17 protein-coding genes are annotated in these 14,821 nt (G+C 66.0%); 7 read left to right on the top strand and 10 right to left on the bottom strand.

All coding sequences use genetic code 11. From position 1 onward, the window contains the following. Positions 1-6: 6 nt before the first annotated feature. Positions 7-618, bottom strand: coding sequence for a LemA family protein (locus tag GV068_RS03670; protein WP_159696051.1), 612 nt, complete (start codon positions 616-618; stop codon positions 7-9). Positions 619-766: 148 nt separating this feature from the next. Here GV068_RS03670 and pyrF point away from each other — a divergent pair, with 148 nt between their 5' ends. Both pyrF and GV068_RS03660 read left to right on the top strand, forming a co-directional pair. Beyond that, positions 767-1,588 (top strand): orotidine-5'-phosphate decarboxylase, encoded by an 822-nt coding sequence (gene pyrF, locus GV068_RS03665; protein ID WP_159696050.1) that lies wholly within the window; start codon positions 767-769, stop codon positions 1,586-1,588. A 2-nt stretch (positions 1,589-1,590) separates the two neighbouring features. Beyond that, positions 1,591-1,887, top strand: a complete 297-nt coding sequence (locus GV068_RS03660; protein WP_159696049.1) for a hypothetical protein — start codon at positions 1,591-1,593, stop codon at positions 1,885-1,887. A 104-nt stretch (positions 1,888-1,991) separates the two neighbouring features. On the opposite strand, the gene sbcB is transcribed toward GV068_RS03660, so the two are convergent. Together sbcB and GV068_RS03650 are read right to left on the bottom strand one after the other, a co-directional pair. Next, on the bottom strand, positions 1,992-3,440 hold the full coding sequence (sbcB, locus tag GV068_RS03655; RefSeq protein ID WP_159696048.1) for an exodeoxyribonuclease I: 1,449 nt from the start codon (positions 3,438-3,440) through the stop codon (positions 1,992-1,994). Positions 3,441-3,526: 86 nt separating this feature from the next. Further along, complete coding sequence (locus GV068_RS03650; protein WP_159696047.1) at positions 3,527-4,492, bottom strand: GGDEF domain-containing protein; 966 nt, start codon at positions 4,490-4,492, stop codon at positions 3,527-3,529. Between the two features lie 118 nt (positions 4,493-4,610). Here GV068_RS03650 and GV068_RS03645 point away from each other — a divergent pair, with 118 nt between their 5' ends. Next, a complete protein-coding gene (locus tag GV068_RS03645) occupies positions 4,611-5,417 on the top strand; it encodes a helical backbone metal receptor (RefSeq protein ID WP_159696046.1) in 807 nt (268 codons plus the stop codon). Between the two features lie 37 nt (positions 5,418-5,454). Here the strand turns inward: GV068_RS03645 and GV068_RS03640 are convergent, their stop codons facing one another. The 6 genes from GV068_RS03640 to GV068_RS03615 all read right to left on the bottom strand — a co-directional run bounded on the left by GV068_RS03640 (position 5,455) and on the right by GV068_RS03615 (position 11,268). Then, positions 5,455-5,829, bottom strand: a complete 375-nt coding sequence (locus GV068_RS03640) for an HPF/RaiA family ribosome-associated protein (RefSeq protein WP_159696045.1) — start codon at positions 5,827-5,829, stop codon at positions 5,455-5,457. 112 nt (positions 5,830-5,941) lie between these two features. Further along, on the bottom strand, positions 5,942-6,817 hold the full coding sequence (locus GV068_RS03635; protein ID WP_159696044.1) for a PHB depolymerase family esterase: 876 nt from the start codon (positions 6,815-6,817) through the stop codon (positions 5,942-5,944). A 72-nt stretch (positions 6,818-6,889) separates the two neighbouring features. Beyond that, the gene (locus GV068_RS03630) at positions 6,890-8,104 is read right to left on the bottom strand and encodes a HAMP domain-containing sensor histidine kinase (RefSeq protein WP_159696043.1); all 1,215 of its coding nucleotides are present in this window, start codon (positions 8,102-8,104) and stop codon (positions 6,890-6,892) included. Beyond that, complete coding sequence (locus GV068_RS03625) at positions 8,097-8,786, bottom strand: response regulator transcription factor (RefSeq protein WP_159696042.1); 690 nt, start codon at positions 8,784-8,786, stop codon at positions 8,097-8,099. The genes GV068_RS03630 and GV068_RS03625 overlap by 8 nt, the downstream gene beginning before the upstream one ends. Then, positions 8,783-10,042: an MFS transporter gene (locus GV068_RS03620; protein ID WP_159696041.1), complete on the bottom strand. Its 1,260-nt coding sequence runs from the start codon at positions 10,040-10,042 to the stop codon at positions 8,783-8,785. The genes GV068_RS03625 and GV068_RS03620 overlap by 4 nt, the downstream gene beginning before the upstream one ends. A 203-nt stretch (positions 10,043-10,245) precedes the next feature. Then, complete coding sequence (locus GV068_RS03615) at positions 10,246-11,268, bottom strand: CDP-6-deoxy-delta-3,4-glucoseen reductase (protein WP_159696040.1); 1,023 nt, start codon at positions 11,266-11,268, stop codon at positions 10,246-10,248. Positions 11,269-11,423: 155 nt separating this feature from the next. Here GV068_RS03615 and GV068_RS03610 point away from each other — a divergent pair, with 155 nt between their 5' ends. The 4 genes from GV068_RS03610 to GV068_RS03595 all read left to right on the top strand — a co-directional run bounded on the left by GV068_RS03610 (position 11,424) and on the right by GV068_RS03595 (position 13,843). After that, positions 11,424-12,119: a hypothetical protein gene (locus GV068_RS03610; protein ID WP_159696039.1), complete on the top strand. Its 696-nt coding sequence runs from the start codon at positions 11,424-11,426 to the stop codon at positions 12,117-12,119. Between the two features lie 37 nt (positions 12,120-12,156). Beyond that, complete coding sequence (locus GV068_RS03605) at positions 12,157-13,071, top strand: SDR family oxidoreductase (RefSeq protein ID WP_159696038.1); 915 nt, start codon at positions 12,157-12,159, stop codon at positions 13,069-13,071. 14 nt (positions 13,072-13,085) lie between these two features. Then, on the top strand, positions 13,086-13,310 hold the full coding sequence (locus GV068_RS03600) for a hypothetical protein (protein ID WP_159696037.1): 225 nt from the start codon (positions 13,086-13,088) through the stop codon (positions 13,308-13,310). 263 nt (positions 13,311-13,573) lie between these two features. Next, positions 13,574-13,843, top strand: coding sequence for a hypothetical protein (locus GV068_RS03595; RefSeq protein WP_159696036.1), 270 nt, complete (start codon positions 13,574-13,576; stop codon positions 13,841-13,843). A 12-nt stretch (positions 13,844-13,855) separates the two neighbouring features. On the opposite strand, the gene GV068_RS03590 is transcribed toward GV068_RS03595, so the two are convergent. Next, complete coding sequence (locus GV068_RS03590) at positions 13,856-14,818, bottom strand: IS1595 family transposase (protein WP_159696035.1); 963 nt, start codon at positions 14,816-14,818, stop codon at positions 13,856-13,858. Positions 14,819-14,821 lie beyond the last annotated feature (3 nt).

Below are 14,821 nucleotides of genomic sequence, written 5' to 3'. Positions count from 1 at the left end.
CTGTCCTTATTTGCCGAAGTTGACCGTCGGCGCCGTCGAGATCGCTTTCTCGTTCTCGACCGTGAACGAGGGCTTGGCCTCGTAGCCGAAGGCCATCGCGGTCAGGTTGGTCGGGAACTTGCGCACGGTGACGTTATAGTCCTGCACCGACGCGATATAGCGCTGGCGCGCCACCGTGATGCGGTTCTCCGTGCCTTCCAGCTGCGACTGCAGGTCGCGGAAGCTGGTGTCGGCCTTCAGGTCCGGGTACTTCTCGGACACGGCCATCAGGCGCGACAGCGCGCCGGACAGCTCGCCCTGCACCTGCTGGAACTTCTGGAAGGCTTCGGGATTGTTCAGCACTTCCGGCGTGATCTGGAAGCTGGTGGCCGCGGCGCGGGCGCGCGTGACCGCCTCGAGGGTCTCGCGCTCGTGCGAGGCATAGCCTTTCACGGTGTTGACCAGATTCGGAATCAGGTCGGCGCGGCGCTGGTACTGGTTCACCACCTCGCCCCAGGCTGCCTTGGTCGCCTCGTCCTTGGTCTGGAACTCGTTGTAGCCGCAGCCGGACAGCAGGGTACCGGTGAGAACGGCCACGGCCAGGGTGCGGGTCCAGCGGGAGAAGAGGGTAGATGTCATGATCGTTTTGTCCATGGCAAGTTGTCGAATGGTCAAAATATACATGATGTAAAGATCTTTTGGCGCATCGTCCACGGCCTGCGGCCCGTCCGATGACTGGCAGGTACAATAGCGGGTTCGCAATAATCGACTGACAAGGGGCCCCGACGTGAATTTCATCGACAAACTTTCCGCTGCATGGACCCGCAACAATTCCCTGCTGTGCGTTGGGCTCGATCCGGACCTGGCGCGCTTCCCGGCGCATCTGCAGGGGCAACCGGACGCCATCGTCCAGTTCTGCAAGGCGATCATCGACGCCACCAGCGACCTGGCCTGCGCCTTCAAGCCGCAGATCGCCTACTTCGCCGCGCTCGGCGCCGAGGCCCAACTGGAAGAAATCTGCACCTACCTGCGCGACACATATCCGCACATCCCACTGGTGCTCGACGCCAAGCGCGGCGACATCGGCGCCACCGCCCACCAGTATGCGCGCGAAGCCTTCGAGCGCTACGGCGCGGATGCGGTGACGGTCAGCCCCTACATGGGCTTCGATTCGGTCGAGCCCTACCTGGAATGGGCGGACCGCGGCGTGATTGTGCTGTGCCGTACCTCGAATGCAGGCGGCTCCGACCTGCAGTTCCTGGACGTGGGCGGCCGCCCGCTGTACCAGCACGTGGCCCAGCTCGTGGCCGAGAAGTGGAACCGCAATGGCCAGCTGGCGCTGGTGGTCGGCGCGACCTTCCCGGAAGAGATCGCGCAGGTGCGCAAGCTGGTGGGCGACATGCCGCTCCTGATCCCCGGTGTCGGGGCGCAGGGCGGGGATGTGGAGGCGACCGTCAAGGCGGGACGCACGGCGAACGGCACCGGGATGATGATCAATTCCTCGCGCGCGATCCTGTATGCGGCGCCGCAGGCGGGTGAGGATTTCGCGGCAGCCGCCCGCCGCGTTGCACGCGAGACCCGCGACGCGATCAACGCCGCGCGCAGCTAGACATGAACCGTCTGATTTCTGCAGTCGTTGTAGACGATACAACCATCGTGATCGACGGTCGCCGATTGATTGGAATGGATGAGGTTGCTGATGCACTTGCATCGGCACTGCACAGCGATCCGAACTTCATTCTTCTCATCGAGTCCAGACCGGCTGAGCATTACAAAGGCATAGGTACGGTGATCTATGCCAGCCAACGTGTCGGCGTGCCAGTCGAAAACCTGCGGTGGACAACCGATGATGGTGACGTCGTGTCCTTTGGAGAATTAAAGGACCGACATCCCTCGTCGCGTATGTGACGATGCGCCCGTTCCCGGGCGGCTGCAGAGGCCCGGGAAAGTGTTCAACTGGCCGGGCACCGAGAACGCGCCCAAGCCGCCATTGGGACTCAGCCTCGAGAATCTTAATACCTGCTCGGCGCAATCATCTCCGCATAGTCATACAGCGCGCCGAGGATCTCCTCCGCCCGCTCGTCCGCGGTCTCCGACAGCGCGTCGATCTCCCCGAATAGTTGATCCACGGTGCGCGCTCCATTGGCCCCGTCGAACAGGCGCGCCGCCCGATGGGCTTCCCACTGCTGCATTTCTGCTTCCGACAGGGTCTGCGGGAAGTTGCGCGCGCGGTAACGGAAGAACAGCTCGCCCAGGCGCTCGTCCTCGAACGAGGGCCGCATGCCGGCCAGCGCTTCAGGCTTTTCGTGGCGCAGCGATTCCAGCTTGCGGCGGTCGCCATTGCCCACGAAGCCACCGTACAGGTCTTCGTCCACGTCGACTTCGTCCGTGGCAGCGGGTTTCTTGAACACCTCGGCCCAGATCGCCGCCATGTTGCGTCCGCCAGCGGCCAGCGCCGCATGCGCGCGTGCGCGCTCGAGATCGATGTCCCAGCGCGTGGCCATGCTCGGGTGCAGGGTTTTCAGGTTCCCGACCAGCATCGGCGACTTGTTCAGGTGGACGCTCTTGATCGGCAGCCGCGTCATCCCTTCCGGCATGTCGGCGCTGCGCGTGAACAGGCGGGTGCGGATCGTCTCGACGTCCAGGTCGAACAGTTCCGACGGATCGTGGCGGCAGTCCCATACCAGGATCTCGTTCTTGTTGGTCGGGTGCTGCGCCAGCGGGTACACCAGGCCCAGGCAGCCGTACTCGACCGGAAACATGCCGGAGACGTGCAGGAAGGGCTGGCGCTGCGCGGGATCGAGGTGCAGGCCCATCTCGGCGGCGACCCGGTCCTTGCGGCGCAGTTCCAGGCAGAAGTCGAACAGCTTGGGCTGCGCCCTGCGGATCAGGCGGGCGAGGGCGATGGTGGCGCGCACATCGGACAGCGCATCGTGCGCAGCCTCGTGCGACAGACCGTTGGCGGCGGTGAGGTGTTCCAGCCGGAAGCTCGGCTTGCCGTCTTCCTTGCGCGGCCACTCGATGCCGTCCGGGCGCAGCGCATAGGTCATGCGCACCACGTCCAGCAAGTCCCAGCGGCCGCAGCCGTTTTGCCATTCGCGCGCATAAGGGTCGATCAGGTTGCGCCAGAACAGGTGGCGCGTCACTTCGTCGTCGAAGCGGATCGTGTTGTACCCGACGCCGACCGTACCCGGCTCGCTGAAGGCGGCCTCGATCCGGCGCGCGAATTCATGTTCCGGCACGCCTTGTTCCAGGCAGTGCTGGGGCGTGATGCCGGTGATCAGGCAGGATTGCGGGTCGGGCAGGAAGTCCGGCGCCGGCTGGCAGTACAGCATGATCGGCTCGCCGATCTCGTTCAGGTCGGCGTCGGTGCGGATGGCCGCGAACTGGGCTGGGCGGTCGCGGCGCGGGGTCGCGCCGAAGGTTTCATAGTCGTGCCAGAGGAAGGTATGCGTGCTCATGTATTGTTCTGGTATAGCGGGCAGGCGCCATGGTGGCATAGAATCCGCGCGGCGTCAGCCGTTGCGAGCAGCGGTCTTGGCCTGGACTAGATGCTGACGCGGTCGCGTCCGGCTTCCTTGGCGCGGTACAGCGCGGCGTCGGCGGCCGCCACCAGGTCGTGCTCGTTGCCGCCAAAGGGCAGGCAGGCGACTCCGAAGGAGCCGGTAATGTGGGGCAGGGGCAGGCGCATGTCCGGGAACACCACGGCCGTGCGCAGCCGTTCGGCCAGGCGCTGCGCCACCATTTCGGCGAGGCCGGTCTGGGTATCGGGCAGCACCGCCATCAGCTCTTCGCCGCCGTAGCGGACCGCGAAGTCCGAGGGCCGCAGCGATTCGCGGATCACGGCGGCCGCGCTCGACAGGGCGGCGTCGCCGGCGATGTGGCCGTGGGTGTCGTTGAAGCGCTTGAAGTGGTCGAGGTCGATCATGATGACCGACAGCGGGCTGCTGTCCTGGCGCGCGCGGGCGGCCAGCTTGGGCAGCATTTCGTTGAGCCAGGCGCGGTTGTAGAGACCGGTCAGGCCGTCGTTGAGCGAGAGCTGGCGGTAGAACTCGCCCAGCTTCTGGCGGCGCTTCAGCTGGGCATTGGCGGCGCGCACGCGGAAAGAGAGCAGGCGCAGCAGGTTACGCGCCAGCACGTTCGAGCGGTCGATCAGCTGCCACACCAGCTCCGGTTCGATCACCAAGAGCTCGCAGTCTTCCAGCGCGGTCATCGCGGCCAGGTTGACGGCGTCGTCCAGCACGGCCTGTTCGCCCACGCTTTCGCCGGGCAGGACACGGGTCACCCCGCTGTCCTCGTTGCCGCTGTGGTCATCCGGCGCCACTTCCAGCGTGCCCGAGAGCACGATGTAGAGGCGCGCCCGCAAGCCGTCCTCGACCCGCTGGCCGGCCGCCACCCGTATCACCGAGCACGAGGCGAGCGCCGCCGTGACGGCCGGGTCGTCGGCGTCGCGGAACAGCTGCAGGTCGCGCGTGGCGTAGGGGGATGCACCGAAGGTGCCGATGGGGTCCAAGGGTTTCTCTTGTGGAAAGCGTCATTACGACACGGTAAGTACGACATGGAATGATAACCCATTGCAACCCGGGCGGACCGGGTAGCGTTTCAGAAACAACAGTGGTCAAATAGCGGCCATGACGAATCCATCCCTGGTCGACGCCCTCGGCCACCAGCATCTTCCCGCGCCCGAGGCCCGCATCGTGTCGCTGGTGCCCTCGATTACCGAACTGCTGTGCGAGCTCGGACTGGCCGATCAACTGGTCGGCCGCACTGGCTTTTGTATCCATCCGCAGGAGACGGTGGCGCGCATCCCGAAGGTCGGCGGCACCAAGGATGTCAATGTCGACAAGATCCGCAAGCTGGCGCCGACCCATCTGGTGGTCAACATCGACGAGAACGAGAAGCCGACGGTCGAGCAGCTGGCCGAATTCGTGCCGCACATCGTCGTCACGCATCCTGTCGTCCCGGTCGACAATCTGGCGCTGGCGCGGCTGATGGGCGGGATTTTCGGGGCCCAAGCGGCTGCGGAGCGCTGGTGCGCCGAGTTCGAGCAGGAATACGCGGCCCTGCGCACCTTACCGGCGCTGCCGCGGCGCACCGTCCTGTATTGCATCTGGCAGGATCCGTGGATGAGCGTGTCGAAGAACACCTACATCGCCGCGATGCTGGCCGAGCTGGGCTGGCAAGTCCCTGAATTGGGCGAGGCCCGCTACCCGCGCTTCGACTGGTCGGAACAACTGGTCGGCCAGCTCGACGCGGTGCTGCTGTCCACCGAGCCCTACCGCTTCACGGAAGCGCACGCGGACGCGCTCGAGAAGCAGCTCGGCATCCCGGTCTTCCTGGTCGATGGGGAAATGATGTCGTGGTACGGCAGTCGCGCGCTGGCCGGTCTGCGCTATCTGCGCGAGGTACGGGCAATGGTGGAAGGCGCGGCGCGATAACAGCGTACGCCCAGGAGCAGGGCGTACGCCGGACGCATTACGAATCAGTCAGGTGCTTGTCGGACAAGGGGTCATCGATGGCGGGCGACGTATGCTTGTTCTTGTCCTGCAGTCGGCCAAGTGCGCTGTCGAGCGCGCGCGCCAGCTTATTGCCAGCGTTTTTAATCGACTGGTGCAATTCATCGGCGTGCTCATGGACCACGACCGGCTGGTAGCCACGCACGCGGGCTTCCATCATGCACGAATTGCCGCCGTCGGCGTGCTTTTCGCGGTTTTCATTGCTCAGGTGCACTTCGACACTGGTGAGATGGTCGCTGAAACGACCAATCGACCCGTTGACCACCGTTTGCACATGTTCTTCCAGGCCCGGGCTGTTGCTGATGGTGCGGTCGGTATTGACGTTAATTTGCATAGATTTGCTCCTGTTGTCATAACGCTTACATCTTACCTGCGGCGCGATTTGCACCGCGTCCTGTTAAGTCAGGTGGGGCCGGTCCCGCAAGTTGCAAGGCCGACCATGTTCCTCAGCGGCGATGCTGCGCGAAGAACTGCCAGATGAGCTCGTTTGCGTCCACGTCACGCGTGGTCTTGCCTATCGGGAGGCCGACATTGAAGGCATCGGCGCCGGGCCAGGTGTGGCCACCGTCCTTGACCGTCACCAGGCTTACGCGGGTCTCCCGGTCGCCCTGTTCGATGATGCTGACAGCGGTGCCGTCGCCCTTGTCCGCGTCGATGGCGCGCGACTGTTCGGCTGAGGACGCGAGCCCGTTGTGCTTGATCCAGTAGCGGTGGCTGTCGGCCGCGGACAGGTAGCCGCCCGCCTTTCCCTCATAGGCCACCACCTGGTCGGCCGTGCCGTGGATCAGCATGACGCCTACCTTGCCCGGCTTGCCGTGGTGCTGGATCACCGGCTCGGGCATCGGCGCGCCGACCGAAGCCACCGCCGCGAAGGATTGCGGCAGCTCGGCCGCCAGCCGCAGCGCGAAGAAGCCGCCGCGTGACAGCCCGGTGGCATACACCCGGCCGGCGTCGACGCGGTAATCCTTCTTGAGCTTTGCCAGCAGCGCTTCGGTGAAGCCGACGTCGTCGCTGCCGCCGAGGTAGGACGTGCCGAAGCCCACGTTCCAGTCGCGCTCGATGCCCAGCGGGTAGACCACGATGAAGCGGTGCCGGTCCGCGGCCCGGTTCATGCCGGTGTAGAGCATCTGCTCGGCCATGCTCATGCCGCTGCCGTGGAAGTTGAAGACGACCGGATAGGGCTGGGTGTCGCTCTGGTATAAAGGCGGCGTGTAGACGATGTAGCGGCGCTTTGCTTCCTTGTGCACTAGGCTGCCGACCTGGGCGAAGGCGGTACTGCAGGCGCTGGACAGGACCAGCAGGGCGATCAGGATCTTTTTCATGGGGGCTCCGTAGTAATGGAGCCGCCAGCGTAGGGGGGCGACGGTGAAATCGCGGTGAAATCCGCCGGCTTTTTATGATGCGGGCAAAGGGAGGATCTCCACTCGGTAGCTGTCGGGGCCAGGGTGGAAAGCGATGTCCCAGCCCATGGCCCGGGCCACCCGCCGCAGCAGGTTCTGGCCGTGCGCAAAACCCTGCACCTGGCCGTGCTGGCCGGTGTCCACTGTGTTGGCAAGGCTCAGCCTTCCGTGCTCCCATGCGATGCTGAGGCGAGTTGTTGGCCCGCCATGGAACAGCGCATTGCCGATGCAGTTGTTGAGCAGAACGCCGGCCAGGTGGCGGTTGCCCTCCACCGGCAGGCGTTCCGGCAGCCTGAGCGCCAGGCGCTCTTCACTCCATTCGGCCGCGCCGGGCAGCCGCAACATGCAGGTCTCAATGCTGGCGCGCAGGTCGAACACCTCGTGGCCGACGTGCTCGGCGCGCGCGAGTGCGAACAAGACGTCGATGCTGGCGCCGATCTCGTCCAGGCCCGTGCGCAGCTGGGTCAATTCGTCAGGGCGCAGGCTTCTCGCCTCGGCCAACGCCAGCGTATTGCGCATGACGGTGAGCGGCGTGCGCAGTTCGTGGCCGACGTCGCGCGTGAAATCGTGCTCGCGGCGCAGCGCGGCCTGCAGGGCGTTGAAGCTCGATTCCAGGCGCTCGGCCAGTTCGCCGATTTCGTCGGGGCGGTGGCGTGCGCTGAAGGCGGCCACACCCCCTGGATGCAGGGCGCGCGCCTCCACGGCGAGCCGCTGCAGCGGCAGCACCAGGCGGCGCGCCAGCAGCCAGGCCAGCAGCAGGGCGAGGGCGACCAGTAGCAGCGCGAAGAAGATCAACACGCCGCCGACGTCCTGCACCACCTTCGACACCACCAGCATCGGCGCCACGTCGGCCAGTAGGTAAACGCGGCCCGCGCCGGGCATGTCGCGCACCATCAGGTGATAGTGCTGGCCGGTGTCGGTGAATACCTCGGCGCGCAGGCTTGAGGGTGCGGTGGCCGCCTGTACCGCGGCGGGAAGGCTGGCTCGGCTGGCATGGATGGCGATCAGGTCGGACGAGGGCCGGGGCAGGCTGCCGTGCCGGCCGAGGTGGCGCTCGACTGCCTGCGCCTCGCGTTCGAGCAGACGCTCGACCAGCATGTCTTCGGTGACGTAGGCGATTACCACCGCCAGGCCGGTGTAGCACAGGCAGATCAGGATGGTGAAGCCTGCCAGCGCGGCGAACAGGCTACGGCGGATCGACTTAGTCATCGAGGTCGAGCCGGTAGCCGAGCTGCAGGATGGTGGCCAGCAGCTTACAGTTCGAGGCCTGTTCCAGCGTCTTGCGCAGCGTGTAGATGTGCGACTTCAGCGCGTCGCTGTCGGGCGGCGAGGCCCCCCACAGGTGCTGGATCAGCGCCGAGCGCGAAACCGGGTGCGGGTGCTCGCGGCACAACAGGAGCAGGATGCTGAAGCCGGTCTGGGTCAGGCCAAGCGGCACATCCTGGTACAGCGCGCGCTTCTCCCGCACCAGGAGGGTCAAGGGCCCGACCCGCAGTTCCTGCGGCTGGTGCAGCACGCCGCGGCGCGCCAGCGCCTCGCAGCGCAGGGCGACCTCACGCAGGTCGAAAGGCTTGGCCAGATAGTCGTCAGCGCCATCGCGAAAGCCCTGGGCCTTGTCCTCGAAGGCATCGCGTGCGGTCAGCATCAGCACCGGGACGTTGCGCGGCGCCGTGGCCTTGATCGCGCGGCAGACCTGCAGGCCGTCGACGTCGGGCAGGTTGAGGTCGAGCAGCACCACGTCATAGGGGTGCTCGGTGGCCAGCCGGATCGCCAGGCCCCCGGTGCCGGCGTGGTCAAGTTGCCAGCCGAGGCCCTCGAGGAAGTCGACCAGCTGGCGCGCAATGGTCGGATGGTCTTCGACCACCAGTACGCTCAGCGCCTCACGCTTCACGCCTGCGCCCGTTCGTTCTGTTCTTTTTCGTGGTGCGGGAAGCGGTCCATGCGCGACAGCACGGGGAACAGCACCGCCCACAGGCCGGTCACCGCCAGCGTGGCGGCGCCGCCGAGCAGGATTGCGCGCACCAGTCCCAGCCAGCCGGCGGTGACGCCCGATTCGAATTCACCCAGCTCGTTCGAGGCGCCGATGAACACCGAGTTCACCGCGCTGACGCGGCCGCGGATGTCGTCCGGCGTTTCGTACTGCACCAGCAGATGGCGGATGTAGACGCTCACCATGTCGCCCGCGCCGAGCAGGAACAGGGCGCCGAGGGCCACCGGGAAGCTGCTGGTGAAGCCCATCACCAGCGTGCACAGGCCGAATACCGCAACGCCACCGAACATCCACAGGCCGACCCGGCGCGTGATCGGGAAGAAGGTGAGCAGGATCGAGCACAGGGCCGCGCCCAGGCCAGGCGCGGTGCGCAGCAGGCCGAGGGCCTGCGGGCCGGCGTGCAGCACGTCGTGCGCATAGGCCGGCAGCAGGGCGGTGGCGCCGCCGAACAGCACCGCGAACAGGTCGAGCGAGATTGCGCCCAGCACGATTGGGCGCGACCACACGAAGCGCAGGCCTTCGAGCAGCGAGGACAGGCTCACCGGTCCCTGGCTGCGTACTTGCTTGGCGGCGCGGGTGCCGGACATGCACAGCACCGCGACGGTGAGCAGGCTGGCCGCGACCATGTGCACGGTCATTGGGCCAAAGGCGTACAGCAGGCCGCCGATGATCGGACCGGCGATCACGGCCACGTGGAAGGTCGAGGAACTCAGGGCCACGGCCTGGCTGAAATCGCGGTCTGATACCAGGTTTTTCAGCACCGCCTGCGAGGCCGGCATCATGAAGGCGCGCGCGGAACCGAACAGCACCAGGATCGCGAACACCGGCCAGACGATGTTGCTGCCGCTGGCGGTGAAGCCGACCAGCAGCAGGCTGCACAGCAGCTGGGTGGCCATGCACAGCAGGACGATGTTGCGGCGGTTGTGGCGGTCGGCCACGTGGCCGGCCCACAGGATCAGCACCAGGAAGGGCGCGAACTGCGCCAGGCCGATCAGGCCGAGGTCGAACAGGCTGCCGGTGATCTGGTAGACCTGCCAGCCAATGGCCACGCTCTGCATCTGCACCGCGAGGGTGCCGAGGAAGCGCGCCGACAGGTAGAAGGAGAGGTTGCGGTTGCGCAGGACGGCCAGGCCGCTGGAAGAGGACAGCAGGGACATGTAGGGCTTTCGGGGACGATGCTGGAAGTCGTTAGCATTCCATTGTGCCCGAAGTGGCGGATTTTCGTAGGGTGGGCGGGTCTCCCGCCCACGCGGTGGTAGTTTACAGTGAGATCATCCGGCACGAAAACGGAGCCGATAACATTCACCACGTGCGGTGATCTGGTCCGGTGGACCAGATCACAAGCCGCCCACCCTACGGATTATGCGAGGTCGGCTTCCGACGTGAACGCATCCGCAAAGAACTCATCCTCCGGCAGAGCGCACTGCGCCACGTAGTCGCGCCGCGCCGATTCCACCATGATTGGCGCGCCGCAGGCATAGACCTGGTGGCCCGACAGGTCCGGGATGTCCTGCATCACGGCCACGTGCACGTAGCCGGTGCGGCCCTGCCAGGCATCCTCAGGCAGCGCGTCCGACACCACCGGGATGTACTGGAAGTCCGGCAGCGTGGTTTCCCAGGCGCGGCACAGTTCGTCCATGTACAGGTCCTGTGGGCGGCGGCCGCCCCAGTAGAGGCGCACGGGGCGCGTGGACTTCAGGTGCATCAGGTGCTCGACCAGCGCCTTCACCGGGGCGAAGCCGGTGCCCGAGGCCAGCAGCACGATCGGCTTGCTGGATTCTTCGCGCAGGAAGAAGGTGCCGAGCGGGCCTTCGAAACGCAGGATGTCGCGCTCCTTCATGGCGCCGAACACGTGGTCGGTGAACAGGCCGCCCGCCAGGTGGCGGATGTGCAGCTCCAGCGGTCCGCTGAACGACGGCGCGCAGGCGATACTGTAGGCGCGGCGCTTGCCGTCCTTGAGCAGGAATTCGATGTACTGGCCGGCGCGGTAGGCCAGCGCCTCGTTGGCCGGCAGCTGCAGCGTGACGATGGCGACGTCCGGCGCGGCCTTCTTGATGCCGGCGATTCGGGTCGGCATCTTGCGCACCGGGTACTCGGAACTGCCGCCCACTTCGCGCGCTTCGATCACCAGGTCCTGCTGCGGCACGGCGCAGCAGAACAGGGACATGCCCTGGGTCTTTTCGATGTCGGACAGGGCGCGCTGCTGATGCGGCTTGTGGCTGAGTTCCCCTTCGAGCACCTTGCCCTTGCACGAGCCGCAGGCGCCGTTCTTGCAGCCGTAGGGCAGGCCGATGCCGGCGCGGATGGCGGCGGAGAGAACGGTTTCGTCGGCCTCGCAGCTGAACTGGTGGCCGCTGGGCTGGACGGTGATCTGGAACGTCATAAATGGCTTTTGCAGGTTGTATAACTCTTGGCTATTTTACACGTTGCAGGTGCGTCCCGCAGGCCGCTATCCAGCCTGGGTTTTCTGCCGGCCCTGCCAAAAGGCATGGGCGATACGCTATACAATCCATCGGCATCGACTTCTCGAGGAACCCCATGCAAGCCAGTGATACCCCGGCCGCGGCGCCGAACACCACCATCCTCCAGGTGCCTCATGGCGCGGGGCTGGCCTGGCTGGCAGCCGGGTGGGCCTGTTTCCGCCGTCGCTGGCAGCCGCTGGTCGTGCTCAGCGCCGGTGCGCTGATCCTGGTATGGCTGCTCGGCACGCGCGGCGGGATCCTGTATCCGATGGTGGCCACCATCTACCTCGGGACAGTTGCGGCTTACTGCCGCATGGACCGCGAAGGCGAGGCCTTCCTGGCCGGCAGCGGCGCCTGGCGCAATCCCTCGCTGTGGCTGCTGGCGCTCATCCTGGCCGCCGTGTCGATGGTCCAGGTGATGATCGTCGGCGCGATCGCCACCGGCGCCGCCATGCAGGGCCTGTACAGCGCCACGCACTTCGGCAAGGGCATGTTCTATGCATTCGCCTTCGCCCAGCTGCTGGTGATGCTGGTGTTTTCCACCATCTGGATGGCCCCGGCGCTGGTGGTGGAGCGGCGCGTCAAGGTGGGCCGCGCGCTGGTCCTGAGCGTGGCGGCATCGCTACGCAATCCGCTGCCCTTCCTGACGGTGGTCGTGCTGGGCGCGCTCATGACCCTGGTGGCGATGCTGCCGCTCGGCCTTGGCCTGATCGTGGCCATGCCGGTGCTGGCTGCGGCGGCAGCCAGGGCGGCCGACGATACCGTCGCCTGAGCGACGCGCGGCCGGCTCGCATACAATGCCTGCCGTGATGACCAAACCAAACCTGTTCAGGCGGCCGCGCCTGCTCGTCGTCGGTTGCGGCGACGTCGGCATGCGCCTGCTGCCGCTGCTTGCCGGGCGCTTTCGCCTGTTCGCCCTCACCAGCCAGCGCGAGCGCTGCGCCGAGCTGCGCGCCGCCGGGGCAGTGCCGGTGGTGGCAGACCTCGACCAGCCCGCGACCTTGGGGCGCCTGCGCGGCCTGGCCGACTGGATCGTGCACCTGGCGCCGCCGCAGCCGGAAGGCAGCGTCGATCGCCGCACGCGCCACCTGGTCGCGGCGCTCGGCAAGACCGCGCGCCTGGTCTACGTCAGCACCAGCGGCGTGTATGGCGACTGCGGCGGCGAACTGGTACATGAGACGCGGCCGGTGGCGCCGCGCAACGCACGCGCACTGCGGCGCGTCGACGCCGAGCGCGTGCTGCGCGCCTGGGCGCTAGCAAGGGAAGCGCGCCTGGCAATCCTGCGCGTGCCCGGCATCTACGCCGCCGACCGCTTGCCGCTCAAGCGCCTGGAGCAGGGCACGCCGGCATTGCGTGCGGAAGACGACGTGTACACCAACCACATTCACGCCGACGACCTGGCGCGCATCGTGGCGCGGGCGCTATTTCGTGCGCGCGGGGGACGGGTGGTGCATGCGGTGGACGACACCCGCATGAAGATGGGCGACTATTTCGATGCGGTGGCCGATGCCCATGGCCTCGCGCGTCCGCCGCGCCTGCCGCGCGCCGCGCTGCAGGCGGTGGTGACGCCGACGCTGCTGTCCTTCATGTCGGAGTCGCGGCGCCTCGACAATACGCGTCTGAAACGCGAGCTCGGCGTGCGCTTGCGCTATCCCGACGTGGCGGCGGCACTGGCGGCTGCAGTAGCCGAAGCGCGTCGGCCTCCCGTACAATCGGGCACTTGAAAAGAGAGGCCAGCATGACCTATGAAGAATACCTCGACGAAGTCACCACCCTGATCGTCGAAAAATACGGCGTGGCGGACGCCGCCGCCATCAAGATCGTCGTCGCCGCGCAGGACAAAGAATATTTCGTAGCACACGACGACAAGCCCGAGATGCGCACCCTCGAGCGCGCCCACACTGACGCCCGCACCCTGTACCAGGGCAGCGCTCTGGCCAAGGCCGCAGCCAAGAAGAAGTAAGCCTGCCGCCGTCCCGTGTCCGGGACGGCATCCCCCGCCATACCGACGCCATCCGGACACCCGCCGGAGGCCTGCGCACGTCGATCCGTATTGGAGCTTGGCTTCGAAAACGGCGATGCCTTGTGCAAAAATATATCCAAATGTGTATCATTTCGCCCCTGAGGTAAAAAGCCGTACAAATGATGCCATTTTGCCTCTGTGTGCAAATAATTCCTTAAAGATCACGGAAAGTGACAAATATTTAATAATCCTGAAAGATTCGCATGCCCATCAGACGCCTTCCGCCCGGAGCGGAATACGACCCCAACCGCGTCCTCGACGCCATCATCGCCAAGCTTCGCCTGAAGAACGACGCCGCCCTGTCGCGCTTGCTCGAAGTAGCACCTCCGGTGATCAGCAAGATCCGCCACAACACACTGCCGATCGGTGCCACGCTCCTGCTGCGCATGCATGAGGAAAGTGAACTCAGCATCCGCGAACTGCGCGCGCTGATGATCAAGCCATACGTTCAGTTGCAGTCCTTCGCGACCTAAAAAAAGGCGCTGTCACCGTCGAATGTGGAAGCGGTTTAATGCCGCTTGTAGCAGGCGTTCCGGCGCCGCGATGCGGTCCCCATCCAGCGCCCAGCGCCAGGCGAGGTAGTTCGGAAGGTAACGTGAGGCGACGCCATGAAAACGTGACAGCCAACTGCGCAGGCGCTGGTGGTAGGCATTCACATTTTGTACGTGGACCACGCCGCGCACGCGCTCGCCGGCTCGCAGGGTGACGAAGGCGTGCGCAATGCGCGCCTCGCGCGCGAACGTCCGGTAAGCCTTGTGTCCATCGGTTACCAGGAGGATCTCTGGGTCGAGCACGGGCAGCAAATACCGGTGCAGCTGCCTGGCCGTGACCGCCGCCCGTCCCGTGACGAAGGAGCAGGTCAGGCCGCTGCGATCGCGGGCAACGAGGATGCAATCGTGCTGTTGGCCTATGCCGCGGCGATGAGCGACGCCGCCACGCTTGCGCGCGGGTCGCTCGAGCTGGCGCGATCCCTTCTGCGATTCGAGCAGGAACATCTCATCGGCCTCGGCGATCCCGGCCAGGCGTTCCGGCTGGTCATGACGAACTCCGTGGAGGAAGCGATGGCGCCAGCGGAAGCTGGTGTTGCGGTGCACGCCGACCAGCTTGGCCGCCGCACGCACACTGCGTGAATCGAGCATCTCCTTGAGGTAATCCAGCCACTTGCTGCGATGGCGCAGCCTGGCGAGTGGCGTGCCGCTCAAGGCGCTAAAGGTGCGCCCACAATCACGGCAGCGGTAACGCTGAAGGCCCCGGACGATCCCGTGGCGGTAATGGCGTCCGCTGCCACAGCCAGGGCAGCCAGTGGGCGCGGGGCGTACGCCCTCGATTGCTGCGCACACCCTGTCCAGGCCGACGGCCGGGCGCAAGGCTTCAATCAGTTGCGAACGCTGTTGCCAGTTGAGCGAAGCGAGCTGCCGCAGCAAGCGGCGAAAGCCTTGGGACCTCATCGT

It is taken from the genome of Massilia sp. 9I (genome assembly GCF_902506415.1).
GTDB lineage: Bacteria > Pseudomonadota > Gammaproteobacteria > Burkholderiales > Burkholderiaceae_D > Telluria.
The sequence above is the reverse complement of the archived record's forward strand: the minus strand, read 5'-3'. Positions and strand labels throughout refer to the sequence as shown.

Bases quoted from the DNA above. Each gene is read 5' to 3' on its own strand.
- GV068_RS03600 (WP_159696037.1), top strand. From the start codon at position 13,086: ATGACCTATGAAGAATACCTCGACGAAGTCACCACCCTGATCGTCGAA.
- GV068_RS03630 (WP_159696043.1), bottom strand. From the start codon at position 8,104: ATGACTAAGTCGATCCGCCGTAGCCTGTTCGCCGCGCTGGCAGGCTTC.
- GV068_RS03615 (WP_159696040.1), bottom strand. From the start codon at position 11,268: ATGACGTTCCAGATCACCGTCCAGCCCAGCGGCCACCAGTTCAGCTGC.
- GV068_RS03640 (WP_159696045.1), bottom strand. From the start codon at position 5,829: ATGCAAATTAACGTCAATACCGACCGCACCATCAGCAACAGCCCGGGC.
- GV068_RS03670 (WP_159696051.1), bottom strand. From the start codon at position 618: ATGACATCTACCCTCTTCTCCCGCTGGACCCGCACCCTGGCCGTGGCC.
- GV068_RS03645 (WP_159696046.1), top strand. From the start codon at position 4,611: ATGACGAATCCATCCCTGGTCGACGCCCTCGGCCACCAGCATCTTCCC.
- GV068_RS03620 (WP_159696041.1), bottom strand. From the start codon at position 10,042: ATGTCCCTGCTGTCCTCTTCCAGCGGCCTGGCCGTCCTGCGCAACCGC.
- sbcB (WP_159696048.1), bottom strand. From the start codon at position 3,440: ATGAGCACGCATACCTTCCTCTGGCACGACTATGAAACCTTCGGCGCG.
- GV068_RS03660 (WP_159696049.1), top strand. From the start codon at position 1,591: ATGAACCGTCTGATTTCTGCAGTCGTTGTAGACGATACAACCATCGTG.
- GV068_RS03635 (WP_159696044.1), bottom strand. From the start codon at position 6,817: ATGAAAAAGATCCTGATCGCCCTGCTGGTCCTGTCCAGCGCCTGCAGT.
- GV068_RS03590 (WP_159696035.1), bottom strand. From the start codon at position 14,818: ATGAGGTCCCAAGGCTTTCGCCGCTTGCTGCGGCAGCTCGCTTCGCTC.
- GV068_RS03595 (WP_159696036.1), top strand. From the start codon at position 13,574: ATGCCCATCAGACGCCTTCCGCCCGGAGCGGAATACGACCCCAACCGC.
- GV068_RS03605 (WP_159696038.1), top strand. From the start codon at position 12,157: ATGACCAAACCAAACCTGTTCAGGCGGCCGCGCCTGCTCGTCGTCGGT.
- GV068_RS03610 (WP_159696039.1), top strand. From the start codon at position 11,424: ATGCAAGCCAGTGATACCCCGGCCGCGGCGCCGAACACCACCATCCTC.